Source organism: Pseudomonas sp. S3E12 (assembly GCF_001702295.1).
In the GTDB taxonomy this organism is placed as follows: domain Bacteria; phylum Pseudomonadota; class Gammaproteobacteria; order Pseudomonadales; family Pseudomonadaceae; genus Aquipseudomonas; species Aquipseudomonas marginalis.
This window is the reverse complement of record NZ_MBDT01000032.1, coordinates 830748-845043: the sequence shown is the minus strand read 5'-3', so window position 1 is coordinate 845043 and position 14296 is coordinate 830748. Positions and strand designations below refer to the sequence as shown.

The following is a 14296-nucleotide window of genomic DNA, read 5'->3' as shown; positions in this document are numbered from 1 at the left end:
AAATTTTCAGCTTTCTTGATCATCAGGATTGATAAAGACATTGACCGGGAAATCCCCCAGGGCAGTGCTGATCAACAGCTCCTTGTCTGGTGTGACTGCGCCTGTATGAAAAAGTCCCTTCCAGTTTTGCGTTGGTGCGGCGAACGGTAATTTCACCCGTGTATCGCCCCAAACCCGCGCATTGATCTGGGGACGCACACCGTTTTCAAGCAGCTCATGGGACCAGCGTGGCACCACCACCAGCACGCGTTTGCCCTGGTGTTCGCGGCAGAATGCGACCACCCGCTCGGCGTGTTGGCCGACCACTTCCAGCGCTGTATAGCGTCCGCTGCGGAACACCTGCGGATGGGCCTTGCGCAAGGCCAATACGTGGGCAATCAAGGTTTGCTTGATACGCCCGTCACGCCAGTTGAACAACAGTTCGCCGATGTCCGGCGGGGTATTGAGTGCCTGTTGACGCGCGGTGAAATCCACCGGGCGACGGTTGTCCGGGTCCACCAGGCTGAAGTCCCAGAACTCATCGCCCTGGTACAGGTCCGGCACACCCGGCACGGTAAGGCGAAGCAAGGTTTGCGCCAGCCCATTCAGTGCGCCGGCGGGGGCGATGGCCTGGGCGGCGTTATTGATCGCACTGCGCAGGGGCCGACCTTCCTCCGTGAGCAGCAGGCGGGTAAGAAAAGCCTCGACACCCTGTTCATAGGCCTCATTGGGCGCGCTCCAGCTGCTCTGCAACTTGGCTTCGCGCAGAGCTTTTTGTTGCCACTGCCACAGGCGCTGGTGATAGCCCTCGAAGTCCTCGGCCTGGTCCAGCGGCCAGCTGCCCAGCAACACCTGGTACAGGATCAGTTCATCGCCGGCCGACGGTGTGGTCGCGTCGTCGCGCAACGGCGCCGCCAGGGTACGCCAATGCTCCACCTGCTCGACGTACCACGGCGCACACTCGCTGAGCACGGCCAGGCGCGCGCGGGTATCTTCGCCGCGCTTATGGTCATGGGTGGCGGTGGCCAGCAGGTTGTCGGGGAAGGCCTGCAAGCGCTGTTGGTTGATGGCATGAAACTCGGCCAACGGCGCGCTGAACTGCTCGGTACTGAAGCCCACATCGTTGCGCGACAGCAGCACGGCCGAGCGGTAGAACGCGGTGTCTTCCACGGCCTTGGCCGCTGCCGGCGAGGTCAGTTGCTGGAAGCGCACACAGGCATGCTTGAGCATCTTGCGTTCGCGGCCCACCGGGCGATTGCGCCAGGGTTGGCCGCCGAGCCAATTTTCCAGATGCTCGAGCACCGGCCAGTCGCCCTCGCCAAGGGTCGTGCGGGCGCCGTCCATGGCCTGCTGGAACACCTTGTCGTCATCTGCGCTGCGACCACGGGCACTGATATAGGTGCGGTACACCGGGAAGTGCACGATCAGTTCCTGCAATGCGCGACGGATCGCGCCGAGGGTCAGGTCGCGGGTCATCACGTCGTCGCGGGCCACTTGCAACAGGGCCTGGGCCACGCTTTCAAAGTCGCCGCCCAGGGAGCCGTTGAGGATTTGCTGGCGGGCCAGCCGCGCCTCTTCGATAAACGCCGAGGGCCGTTCGCTGTGGCGTGTCCACAACTCGGCCAGCGGCGCAAACCCCTCGGGATGGTGTTGTAGCAACGACAACTGGTTCATGAATTCGTAGCCGGTGGTGCCGTCCACTTGCCAGTCTTCGCGAAGGGTTTCCCCCTCGCCGAGGATTTTTTCGACGAAGATCGGCAAGTGCCGCTCGGGCGACAGCGAATCCACTCGACGGCGCAGCTTGCGGCAGTAACCGCGCGGGTCGGCCAGGCCGTCGATGTGGTCGATGCGCAGGCCATCCACCAGGCCTTGGCTGATCAGTTCGAAGATCTTGCCGTGGGTGGCTTCGAACACCGCCGTGCGCTCCACGCGCAGCCCGCCCAGTTCGTTGACGTCGAAGAAGCGCCGCCAGTTGATATCGTCCGCCGCCGTGCGCCAGCTGGCCAGGCGGTAGGCCTGTTGCTCGAGCAAGTGGTGCAGACGGTTGAAGCCCTCCGGCGTGCGTCCGTCGAACTCGGTCAGTCGGCGTTCGATAAGCTCGAGGACTTCGGTGGCACGCTCGGCCAACGCCTGCTTGAGCCAGGCGGCTTCGGCGTAGGCGTCATCCTGATAGGCCAGGGCGCTGAAACGGTCGGCCAGGGGTTTTAGCAGCTCGTCGGTGCCGAGGATCGCCGCGTAATCCCGTGGGCAGATCGGGAAGCGATGTTCGTAATGCTCAACATGAAACGCGCCGTGGGCGGCATCGAAATGCAGCGTCAGCGTGCCGCTCTGCAAGGCTTCGCCGTAGTCGCTGCCGAGGAAGGGCATGAGCAATTGGCCCTTGAGCAGCGGATCGGGGGAGTGCCACTGGATATCGAAAAACTCGCTGTAGGGACTCAGCCGGCCCCATTCCAACAGGTCCAGCCACCAAGGGTTGTCGGCGCCGCCCACGGCCATATGGTTGGAGACGATATCGAGGATCAGCCCCATATCGTGCTCGCGCAGGGCCGCGACCAACCGGCGCAAGGCGGCTTCGCCACCCAGCTCGGGGTTGACGCTGGTGGGGTCGACCACATCGTAGCCGTGCATGGAACCGGCACGCGCACTCAGCAAGGGCGAGGCATAGAGATGGCTGATGCCGAGCTGGGCGAAGTACGGCACCAGCGGCACCGCATCGTCCAGGGTAAAACCTTTGTGGAATTGCAGGCGCTGGGTAGCGCGCAGGGGCAGGGCTTTCATCGGTCACGCTCGTAGGCTTGGTTGCGCGCGACGGCCAGCAGTTCAAGGCGGCGCGCGGCACCGGCGTTGTCGAGCAGGCTGGAGGCCTCGCCCGGCAGACGGCGGCGCCAATTGGGGTGGGTGCCGGTGGTGCCGGGCAGGTTGGCCTGTTCTTCCAGGCCCAGGGCGTCTTCCAGCGGCAACAGCACCAACGGCGCTCGGGTGTGGCCGAGGTAGCGCACGCTGGCGTCGATCATGTGGTCGGTTTCATTGCGGATCTCATCGACGAAGTTCTGCGGGTCCTGGCTCAAGGCCTGGCGCAGCGCCTGGCGTTCACGCAGGCGGTGTTCGCTCCATTGCTCCACGGTGGGCGCATCGATCAGGCCCAACTGGACGTTCCAGTCGATATCACGGCTGTGCCACCAACCGTTGAGGGTCGGTAAATCGTGGGTGCTGGTGGTGGCCAGGGCGTTGTCCGGCCAGTCGAGGATCGGCTTGAACTGGCCATCGTGGCCCTGTTCGAACAACAGCACGCGCATACCGAGGATCGAGCGGCCGCTGAGTTTTTCGCGCAGCCCATCGGGCACCGTGCCGAGGTCTTCACCGAGCACGATCGCCTGGTGGCGGTGGGATTCCAGCGCCAGCAGGCGCAACAGGTCGTCTACCGGGTAATACAGGTAAGCGCCCTCACGCGGCGAGGCGTCCATGGGGATCACCCACAGGCGTTGCAGGCCCATTACATGGTCGATGCGCAAGCCGCCGGCATGGGCGAAGTTGGCCCGCAGCATCTCGATAAACGCGCGGAAACCGTTGCGCTTGAGACCTTCGGGCGAAAACGCGGAAATGCCCCAACCCTGACCGGCGCGGTTCAGGATATCGGGTGGCGCGCCCACGGTCAGGTCGGCCAGCAACTCATCCTGGCGGCTCCAGGCCTGGCTGCCACCGCCGTCGGCGCCGACGGCCAGGTCGGCGATCAAGCCGACGCCCATGCCGCTGCCTTTGGCGGCTTGCTGGGCGCGCTCCAGGCAACGGGCGATCAGCCATTGGCCAAAGGCGTAGAAGCCGATCTCGGCGTGGTGCTCCTCGGCGAACGCCACCAGCGCCGGGCTTTGCGGCGAGCGCCACTCTTCAGGCCAGTGGCGCCAGTCAAGGTCCTCGCCTGCAGCGGCGCGCACAGCCTGCACGGCTTCGAAGCGACAATGGTTTTCCAGCGCCTCGCCACCGGCCTGGCGAAAGCTCAGGAAGTCGGCATGCTGCGGGTGATGGCCGTGACGGAAGTCTTCATACAGAACGCGCAACAGGCGTTGTTTGGCCCGCGCAGCGGCCGGCCAGTCGATAAGACTGTGCTGTTCCAGCCCGTGCAGCTCTTCTTCCAGGCCAAGGGCTTCAATCGCGTTGCGCACCTCACGTTCACCGAGAATGCAGGCAGGCGAGGCGTATAGGCTGTTGAGGAACAGGCGGCTGGACGGCGAGTACGGGCTGTAGCGCTCGGTGTCGGCGCTGAACATCGCGTGCATCGGGCTGATCGCCAGGGCATCGGCGCCGCGTTCGGCGGCGGAACGGACCAGGTGTTCCAGGGCCAGGGTGTCGCCGAAACCGCCATCGCCCAAACGGCGCAGTGAATACAGCTGGGCGCTCAGGCCCCAGGCGCGGGCGGGTTGGTTGTCCACCGCTTCGGCCACGCTGTAGCAATGGGTGGGCGCAACCGCCAGGGTAAAGCTCTGGTTGTCGATCTGCACCTGGTGGTAGCCCAAGGCGATAACCCCGGGCAGCACGGCATCGCCGTCGAGGCGCAGTTCCAGGCTTTCGCCGTCTTCGAGGTTGACCCGGCACAGGGTGTCGGGTTCGAAGTAGCGCGCCAGGTCGAGGCCTTCACCGCTGTCGACGGTCATCAGCGGCGGCAGGTGCTTGTCTTGTTGCACCCGCTCCAATTCAAGCAGGCTGGCGTTGATGTCGGCATCGCTGTCGGCCGGGTGGCCCAGGCCTTTGAGAACCGCGCGCAGGGCGTCGGGTGTCACTCGTTGCGGGCGGCCGTTTGCGTCGATCCAATCGACGGCCAGGCCCGCGCGGCTGGCGAGGATTTCCAGGTTCGCTTCGCTCAAGGGTGCTCTCCAACAGGGGATAAGGTGACGCGGGCGCTGAAGGGCGGCAGTTGCGCACCTTGCAGGGCCGGCGTTTCAAACAGGACCGGTGCGGTGGCCGGGTGATCCAGCGGCGTGGCGCTCAGGTTCAGGTCGATCTGCAACAGGCTGCCGTTGCCCAGGCGCCAGCGCGCACTGACGGCGGCGTAGGCCAGCACCTGCGCGCCCAATGCCACGGCGCCAGGCAGGTGCGGCACGATATGGCGATGGCGCAGGCCCAGCAGGTGGCGGTAGAGCTCGGCGTGTGGGGTGTCGGCGATCACCGGGGCCGATTGCGCGAATGTCGACAGTGCGTTGGGATCCGGGATGCGTTCACGGCGCTCGGGGTCATGGAACGCGGCGAAGTCGGCAAATTCATTGCGTCGGCCTTCGCGTACCGCTTCAGCCAGTTCACCGTGGTGGTCGGTAAAAAACAGGAACGGCTCGCTCGCGTTCGCCTCATCCCCCATGAACATCAGCGGAATCATCGGCGACAACAGCAGCAGGGCGGTTGCAGCCTTGAGCGCCTGGGGCGAGCAGAGCTGGTGCAGGCGCTCGCCCAGGGCGCGGTTGCCGATCTGGTCGTGGTTCTGCAGGAATGCGACGAAGGCCGTGGGCGGTAGTTCAGCGCTCGGTTCGCCGCGCTCGTGGCCATGGCGGGTGGTTTGGCCCTGGTAGATGAACCCTTCGCCCAGGCACCGGGCAAGCTTGGCCGTGGGGTCCTGGGCAAAGTCGCTGTAATAGGCATCGGTTTCGCCGGTCAGCAACACGTGCAATACGTTATGGAAGTCATCATTCCATTGCGCGTCGAAATCCTGCTTGAGCAGGCTGGCCTGGTTCAGCTCGTTTTCCAGCATCAGCCATACATGCCGACCGGTATCCACCTGCTGGCGTACCCGATGCGCGAGTTCCTGGAGGAAACCGGGGTTGTCGATGGCGTGCACCGCGTCCAGGCGCAGGCCGTCGAAGCGGTACTCCAGCAGCCACATCAGCGCGTTATCGAGGAAGAAATTCCGCACTTCGCGGCGCTCGAAGTCGATCCCGGCGCCCCACGGCGTATGCACATCTTCCTGGAAGAAGCCTTTGGCGTATTGGCCGAGGTAATTGCCGTCGGGGCCGAAGTGGTTGTAGACCACGTCGAGGATCACAGCGAGCCCGTGTGCGTGGGCGCTGTCGACCAGGTGCTTGAGTTGCTCGGGCGAGCCGTAGGAGGACTGTGGTGCGTAGGGCAGCACACCGTCATACCCCCAATTGCGCTCACCGGGAAATTGCGCCAGTGGCATCAATTCAATCGCGGTGACGCCCAGCTCGGCCAGGCGTGGCAGGTGCTTTTCGACTTCGGCGTAGCCCCCCATCGCGCCGACGTGCACTTCGTAGATCACGGCTTCGTGCCAGGGGCGGCCTTGCCAGTTGGCGTGACGCCAGGTGTAGGCGAGCGGGTCGACCACCAGGCTCCAGCCATGCACGTCCGAGGCCTGGGCCCGGGACGCGGGGTCGGGAACATCCATTTCCCCATCAATGTTGTAGCGGTAGCGCGTGCCCGCCGGGCATTTCACTTCAGTCTCGAACCAGCCATCTGCCTGGGGCAGCATGGCGATGGATTTACCGTTTTCCAATTCAACGCTGACATAAAACGCGTCTGGCGCCCACAAGGCAAAACGCGTGTGTTGCGCGTCCAGCATGATTGCGCCGTGGGGCCAGGTTTCCAAAGTCCGTAACGGCATCTATGAAGACCTCCCTTGATTATTTAGTCGATTTCCCCAAGGCCTTGGCCACCAGTTGTTCATACAGCTCGGCGTAGGGTTCCACCGCCTGGCACCAGTTGAAGGGTTGAGTCATGGCGCGGCTGCGCATGGCGTTGAGCAGGCCTTTATTGGCGAAGACCCGGAACGCACGGCTCAGGGCTTCTTCGTAGCTTTCTACGGTGGATTCATTGAACAGGAAGCCGGTGACGCCATTCTCGATGGTGTCCGCCAGCCCGCCGGTGTTGCGAGCCACGGGCAGCGAGCCGAAGCGCTGGGCATACATCTGGCTCAGGCCGCAGGGCTCGTAGCGCGATGGCATCAGCAGGAAGTCACTGCCGGCGAACATGCGCCGCGCGTCGGTCTCGTTGAAGCCGATGCGCACACCGACCTGGCCCGGGAAGCGCAGCGCCAGGTCACGCATAGCCTGTTCTTCTTCCGGCTCGCCGCGCCCGATAATGGCGATCTGCCCGCCGTTCTCGACGATAAAGCTCGCCACCGCTTCGGTGAGGTCCAGGCCTTTCTGGTAGACCAGGCGCGAAACCACCGCGAACAGCGGGCCGGTGGAGTCATGCAGGCCGAACAGCTCGCGCACGTGGTCGGCGTTGATGGCCTTGCCTTCCCAGTCACCGATATTGAAGTTGTGGGTCAGGTGCGTGTCGGTGGAGGTTTCCCAGCTTTCATCGATGCCGTTGGGGATGCCACTGAGCAGGCCCTGCTGGGTCTTGGCGGCGAGGAAACCGTCGAGGCCGCAGCCGAATTCCGGGGTGGTGATTTCCTGGGCGTAGGTCGCACTCACGGTGGTGATATGGCTGGAGTACGCCATGCCGGCCTTGAGGAACGACATCTTGCCGTAGAACTCCATGCCTTCCTGCTGCAACGCGTGGGGCGGGATACCCAGCTCCGGCGTCGAGGCCAGGCTGACCACGCCTTGATAGGCGAGGTTATGGATGGTGAACAGGGTCGGGGTGCGTGACCCACGCCAGTGCATATAGGCGGGGGCCAGGCCGGCCGGCCAGTCGTGGGCGTGCACCAAGTCCGGGCACCAGTGGATCTGGGCCAGGTTGGCGGCCATGTCGGCGGCGGCCAGGCCCAGGCGGGCGAAGCGAATATGGTTGTCCGGCCAGTCGCGGCCGTTGTTGGCGCCGTAGGGCGTGCCTTCGCGCTCGTAGAGCTCGGGGCAGATCAGCACATAGATGACCAGGCCGTCCTTGAGGTCCATGCGCCCGATCTTGCACGGCGGCAGCGCGGCGTGGCCACCCAGCTCACCGATGATATGGATCGGGTTGTCGCTTTCCATCACCTGCGGGTAACCGGGGATCAGGACGCGCACATCATGCAGGTGGGCCATGGCGCGGGGCAGGGCCGCGGACACATCGCCCAGGCCACCGGTTTTCACCAAGTCGGCGAACTCGGACGTCACGAACAGGACTTTCTTGCGATTGGGGTTATGACTCGGGACCGGCCGCACCGTGTTGAGGTCGACTAAAGCTGTCGACCCGCCAACTGGCTGACTAACACGCTCTCCCTGAATACTTGCAGCGGCACTGATCATAGCTATCTCCACGTGTTGGTCGGCTAATGGCCCGCTGCCATTAGCTCCGATGACCGCATCCTGCGGCCAGGCGCACAAGCGCAATAACAAACTGGCAAGGCGTATGCCAGTTGCACGGTAAGCAAAAAAGAATAGATAGACGGCATCTGGTATGCACCGCTTGTGCGCGCCTTACCCTAGACCTGACCTATGGCAGAGTTCGAAAGTTTAGATTTTTTGCGGGGTTTTTGTTTTGGAAGGGACCCATCGGTCATCAGTCTAGGACAGATTCCAGAGCCTGTAGGGTTTGTGCGGGAATTTTGTAGGACAAAAAACTTGTAACCATATGCGATTGACGAAGGCGAGAGGTTGTAGTGAGCAGGCTTGCCCTGCGCTGGAGTGCGAAGCGCTCCCAAACGATTTGGCGGCCTGCCACCCCGTTGCCGGTTTTCAGGGCCGCTTCGCGCCCCAGCGCAGGGCAAGCCTGCTCACCACGAAGATTACGCTCACACCATTAGTGCGGGGCGCACCTTATTGGTGCGTCAGCCCAGCACCCGAATGGGTGCCCCCTCGGCCCAGGCCTGGATATCTTCGATCATCTGCTCATAGAACTGCCGGTAGTTCTGCTCACTCACGTACCCCACATGGGGCGTGGCAAGTACGTTGGGCAGGTGTCGAAACGGGTGATCCAACGGCAGCGGCTCTTCGGCGTACACATCCAGCGCCGCGCCCGCCAGGCGACCAGTGGTCAATGCCTGCACCAGCGCCTGCTCATCCACAATCGGCCCGCGCGCGGTGTTCACCAACCGGGCCGTCCGCTTCATCCAGCTCAATGCCTCGGAGTCGACCAGGCCACGGCTGCGGTCGCTGAGCACCAAATGAACGCTGAGAATGTCGGCCTGCTCAAACAGTTCGCGCTTGCTGACCCAGGTCACTCCGGCGTCGGCTGCGCGTTGCGGCGTGAGGTTTTCACTCCAGGCAATCACCCGCATGCCAAACACCTGGGCGAACTGCGCAACCTTCTGGCCAATGCTGCCCAGGCCGAGAATGCCCAGGGTCTTGCCATTCAGGTCGCCGCCCAGTCCCACCTGCCAGCCACCCGCGCGCAATGAGTTGGCCTCGGCCAGCAGATTGCGCGTAGACGCCATGATCAGCGCCCAGGTCAGTTCCGGCGCCGCCTGCTTGTAGCTGTCGGTGCCGCACACCTGGATACCCAGGGCCTTGGCGGCGGCTATGTCGATGGCGGCGTTGCGCATGCCGCCGGTCACCAGCAACTTGAGGTTGGGTAAACCCTGCAACAGCGCTTGGTCGAAGGTCGAGCGTTCACGCATGACGCAAATGACCGCGAACCCCTTCAAACGCTTAATCATCGTGGCGGTATCGGCCGGATAGTCGTGCAGGAAGTGCACCCGCCCCACGGCCTCCAGCGCCGACCAATCCACCACACCACGGGCGACATTCTGCCAATCATCAATGACTGCGATCTGTACCGACATGCACGCGTGCCTCGAAAAAAGTTGGATTAAAGGGCGTTCAAGCCCTGCAACAGCGCCTGGTGAAACTTCGCCGGCTCTTCCATCTGCGGCGCATGGCCCAGGCCTGGAAACTCCACCAGTGTGGCGTGGGGAATCAGCTTGGCCACTTGCTTGCCCAATACCGCGTAGTTGCCGATCCTGGCCTTGACCGCCGGCGGCGCAACGTCTTTGCCGATGGCGGTGGTGTCGGCGGTGCCGATGAGCAACAGGGTGGGCATCTGCAGGTTCTTGAACTCGTAGTACACCGGCTGGGTGAAGATCATGTCGTAAATCAACGCCGAGTTCCATGCGACCAGCGTGTGCCCGGGGCCATTGCTCAGGCCCGCATACATGTCTACCCAACGCTCGTACTCAGGCTTCCAGCGCCCTACGTAATAGGTGTTGAGCTGGTACTTGCGAATCCCCTCGGCGCTGACTTTTTGCTCCCGCGCATACCATTGGTCGACGCTGAGCGAGGGCACGCCCAAGGCTTTCCAGTCTTCCAGGCCAATCGGATTGACTAGCCCAAGCTGCTCGGTCTGTTCGGGGTACATCAGCGCGTAGCGGGTGGCGAGCATGCCGCCGGTGGAATGGCCAATGAGTGTGGCCTTTTGGATGCCGAGCTTTTCCAGCAGTTGATGGGTGTTGAGGGCCAATTGCTGGAAGCTGTACTGATAGTGGTCGGGCTTGCTGGCGCTGCAGAAACCGATCTGGTCCGGAGCAATCACCCGATATCCGGCGTCGCTCAGGGCCTTGATCGTGCCTTCCCAGGTGGCGCCGCAAAAGTTCTTGCCATGCATCAGCACTACGCTGCGACCGTTGGGTTGCCCTTTGGCCGGCACGTCCATGTAGCCCATTTGCAAGGATTTGCCTTGGGATTGGAATTGGAAATGTTCGAGGGGGTAGGGGTATTGGAAGCCTTGCAGCTCAGGGCCATAGCTGGCGGCGAACGCCGGGGCGATGCTGGCCGTCAACAGGCCGGCGATGCAAAAAGCACGGGGTAGAGGCATGGGCGGGGCTCCGAACAGGGTGCTCGGATGCTCTTTGCGCGGGATTAACGGGGGATTAACACCCACTGCAAGGTCACGGCGGCGAGCACCGCGTAACGCAGGCCCTTGGCCAGGGTCACCAGCAGCAGGAACCGCCACAACGGCTCACGCATCACCCCGGCCACCAACGTCAGCGGGTCGCCAATGACCGGCACCCAACTGAGCAGCAGCGTCCAATGCCCCCAGCGCTGGTAATGATGGCGGGCCTTTTCCAGCTGCTTGTCGCTGACCGGAAACCAGCGACGCTGCTTGAAGTGCTCCACCCAGCGCCCCAGCCACCAATTGACCAGCGAGCCGAGGACATTGCCCAGGGTGGCGATACCCAGCAGCAGCCACGGGCTGTAATGCCCGCTGATCAACAGGCCGACCAGCACCGCCTCCGATTGCAGGGGCAGCAACGTCGCCGCGCCGAATGCGGCGAGAAACAGCCCCAGGTAACCCATCGGCACCGATCAGTGCGCCGGGTAGTCCGCCACCACCACATCCTGGCCGTCGCGGGTCAGGCCGATGACTTGATAGGCCTCGGCATGGCCGTCCATTTCCATACCGGGCGAACCCATGGGCATGCCGGGCGCGGCGATACCCAGCAGGTCGTCGCGCTTGCGCAAGGCCAGTACCTGCTCGGCGGGCACATGACCTTCGACGAACTTGCCGTCGATCACGGCGGTATGGCACGAGCCCAGGCGCGGGGCCACGCCCAGCCGCTGCTTGACCGCGCTCATGTCGGCTTCGACATGGTCGTTGACCTTGAAGCCGTTGCTTTCCAGGTGGCTGATCCACTTTTTGCAGCAGCCACAATTGGCGTCGCGGTGCACATCGATGGGGATCAGGTCGGCGGCCTGGGCCAGGGTGGTGGTGAACAGCACTGAAAGCAGGGCCAATCGCAATGGGGTTTTCATGGAAGTCTCGTCCAATACCGGGCAGTAAGCCGGGCATTCTCCCTGCTTTTATCCATGGGACGTCGGGTTAATGTTTCAAAATTATACGGAGAGCGAGTTTTCCATCCGTTGCTTGAGCCGGTCCAGTGCAATCGCCGACAGCTCGATCATGCGTTCATGGAGGCTGGCCAACTGCAATTCGGTTTCATAGGTCAGCACGCGCTTGAACAGGGTGCCGTCGCGAAAGGGCTGCAAAAAGTAGTGGATCGAGCCGTCGACGGCCAGTGAGGTGAACACTGTCTTGAACTCGTCGGGACGCCGGGCGATCTGCACGCGGTAGCTCATGGGCACGCGCACTCCGAGCAGGTCGATCATTTCGGTAAAGCGCGCGCCGGCTGGGAGGGGGCCGCTGGTGCCGGTGTCGGCACCGAGGGAGGTGGGGTGCCATTCGTGCCAGCGATCCGGTTGGGTCACATAGTCGTAGACGGCATCGATAGGGGCCTGGATAAAACGTTCCTGACTGATCCGATCCAAGCGGACCGACTGCTCGACAGCGCGCATGGCACACCTCCTGTGTGGCTGTGAATTGTCAGAATAGTCCCACTCCCGCACATTGCACGGGAGTGTTTCAGCCATTTATCAGCGCACCTTGAACCGGCTCATCAACGCAATCACCCGGCCATTGGCGTCCAGCAGGCTTTGTGTATTGGTTTGCGTGGCATGGCCGCTCTGCACCAGCTCTTCGACCATATGTCGGATATGCACCATGCTGCGGTTGATCTCCTCGGTCACCGCGCTTTGCTGCTCGGCAGCGGTGGCGATCTGGGTGCTGAGGTCATTGATATGGCTGACCGAACCGGCCATCTCGTCGAGGCCGGTGTTCACCCGTGCCGTTGCATCCGCCGCCGACTGGCAGCTGGCCTGGGTGTTCTCCATGGCCGCTACCGACGAACTGACACCGGTGGTCAGGCGCGCAAGCATTTCATTGATCTGCGAAGTGCTGGCCTGGGTACGCGCCGCCAGGGCGCGGACTTCGTCGGCCACCACCGCAAAACCACGACCCTGCTCGCCGGCCCGCGCGGCTTCAATCGCGGCGTTGAGGGCCAGCAGGTTGGTCTGGCCGGCAATCGCGCCGATCACGCCGAGGGTTTCGGTGATGCGCGCGGCGTCCTGGCGCATGTTCTCGACGGTGTGAGTGGCGCTGGCGACTTCGCCGATCAGTGCACTGACGCTGGTGGACGCTTCACCCACCACCACGCGGGAGCGGTCGGCGTGTTCGTTGGCGCGCTGGGTGAACGAAGCGGTTTGCGCCGCGTTCTGCGCCACCGTATCGGCGGTGGAGCTCATCTCGGTGATGGCGGTAACGGTCTGGTCGGTCTCCGAGGCGTGGCGCACCAGGATGCTGTTGGTGTGCGCCGAGGTTTGCTGCAATTGCTCAAGGCCCGATGACATGGCACCGGTGGCCTGGGTCACTTCGCCGATCATGTCTTGCAGGTAGACGATAAAGCGGTTCACCGAATGGCCGATGGCGCCCAGTTCGTCTTCGGCGCGGATGGTGATGCGCCGCGTCAGGTCGGCATCGCCGGTGGACAGTGCGTCGATGTTGGCCTTCAGGATTTTCATGCGCTGCACCAATTGGCGAATCGCATACACCGCCAGCAGCACCAGCAGCAACACCATGGGGATCTGCAACAGGGCCAGGCTGCCGAGTACGTCATCGCGTTGGGCCGTGATCAGCGAGGTGGGCAGGGCGGTGGCGAGGAACCACGGCGTGCCTTCGATGGGGCGCATGTAGAAGGTGCTGGCCACGCCCTGGTTGTCGAACTCGTTGCGCTGCAAGGCTTGGTCGCGATGGGCCAGGGCCTTGCTGACCTGGGCGGCAAAGGCCGAGGTGCCGGTCAATTCACTGATGTTCTTCAACACCACCGGGCTGCTCAGGCGCGTGCTGTTGCTGATGATCTTGCCGTCGCCTTCGACGATCAGCATCTGCCCGCCGATGTCCTTTTCCTTGCTCGCAACCAGTTCGTTGAAGAAGCCCAGGGTCACGTCGATGGTGGCCACGCCGTACGCAGCGCCGTCACGCTGAATCGCCATGGCGCAGTTGGTGCGCGGCTCCTGGCTGGCGTCGTCCTTATAGGCCGCAGCCCAGGCACATTGGCCGCGTGGCGACGCGAGGCCGCCCTTGTACCAGCTCTGGTCGTAATAGTTGGGGGCGGGGTCGCTGTTCCAGAAGGTGTTCACTGCCAGCTTGCCCGAGGCATCGCGGTGCCAGAAGGTGCTGTGCTTGTTGCGCCCCGGCGTGCGCTGGTTGGGCAGCGGCCAGATACCGCCGCCGAAGACCTTCAGCTCACCATATTGGTCGACCAGGCCCGGCAGGACCTTGTCGATGGCATCGCTGTCGAGCAGGGGAATGGTCTGGGTGATGGTGCGTTGCTGGGACTGAACCTTGTTAAGTTCGCCCTGGATCTGCTCGGCCACCTCACTGATGCGGTTGAGCACCACCTGTTCCTCGGTATGGCGCAGCGTGGGCGCGACCAGTTGGCCGATGCCGACGACCGTCAACACGAATAACACCAGGACGAACAGCACCAGGAACAGGGTATAGCGGGCTTGGATGGAACGCAGTGGGGGCATGGGGTCGTCCTTACGAAGCGTTTATTATCGACGCGGCTTTTTTGGAGCTTCGTAGGGGTATCGGCGGGGATTGGCACGTCTTTAGGTAC

General features: G+C 63.2%; 10 protein-coding genes. All 10 read right to left on the bottom strand.

The window, feature by feature from the left end; all coding sequences use genetic code 11:
* Positions 1–6: 6 nt before the first annotated feature.
* On the bottom strand, positions 7–2757 hold the full coding sequence (locus BB029_RS28060; protein ID WP_065941694.1) for a malto-oligosyltrehalose synthase: 2751 nt from the start codon (positions 2755–2757) through the stop codon (positions 7–9).
* On the bottom strand, positions 2754–4838 hold the full coding sequence (gene malQ / locus BB029_RS28055; RefSeq protein WP_065941693.1) for a 4-alpha-glucanotransferase: 2085 nt from the start codon (positions 4836–4838) through the stop codon (positions 2754–2756). The genes BB029_RS28060 and malQ overlap by 4 nt, the downstream gene beginning before the upstream one ends.
* Entirely contained in the window at positions 4835–6580 is a 1746-nt protein-coding gene (treZ, locus tag BB029_RS28050; RefSeq protein ID WP_065941692.1) for a malto-oligosyltrehalose trehalohydrolase, read from the bottom strand. Before treZ ends, malQ begins: the two co-directional genes overlap by 4 nt.
* A 19-nt stretch (positions 6581–6599) precedes the next feature.
* Positions 6600–8153: a glycogen synthase GlgA gene (gene glgA, locus BB029_RS28045; RefSeq protein ID WP_065941691.1), complete on the bottom strand. Its 1554-nt coding sequence runs from the start codon at positions 8151–8153 to the stop codon at positions 6600–6602.
* Positions 8154–8674: 521 nt separating this feature from the next.
* On the bottom strand, positions 8675–9628 hold the full coding sequence (locus BB029_RS28040; protein WP_065941690.1) for a D-2-hydroxyacid dehydrogenase family protein: 954 nt from the start codon (positions 9626–9628) through the stop codon (positions 8675–8677).
* Between the two features lie 26 nt (positions 9629–9654).
* Entirely contained in the window at positions 9655–10656 is a 1002-nt protein-coding gene (locus BB029_RS28035) for an alpha/beta fold hydrolase (RefSeq protein WP_065941689.1), read from the bottom strand.
* A gap of 44 nt (positions 10657–10700) precedes the next feature.
* A complete protein-coding gene (locus BB029_RS28030; protein ID WP_065941688.1) occupies positions 10701–11138 on the bottom strand; it encodes a YqaA family protein in 438 nt (145 codons plus the stop codon).
* 9 nt (positions 11139–11147) lie between these two features.
* A complete protein-coding gene (locus tag BB029_RS28025) occupies positions 11148–11594 on the bottom strand; it encodes a DUF411 domain-containing protein (RefSeq protein ID WP_065941687.1) in 447 nt (148 codons plus the stop codon).
* 81 nt (positions 11595–11675) lie between these two features.
* Entirely contained in the window at positions 11676–12134 is a 459-nt protein-coding gene (locus BB029_RS28020; protein WP_065927329.1) for an SRPBCC family protein, read from the bottom strand.
* A 78-nt stretch (positions 12135–12212) separates the two neighbouring features.
* Entirely contained in the window at positions 12213–14207 is a 1995-nt protein-coding gene (locus BB029_RS28015) for a methyl-accepting chemotaxis protein (protein ID WP_065941686.1), read from the bottom strand.
* Positions 14208–14296 lie beyond the last annotated feature (89 nt).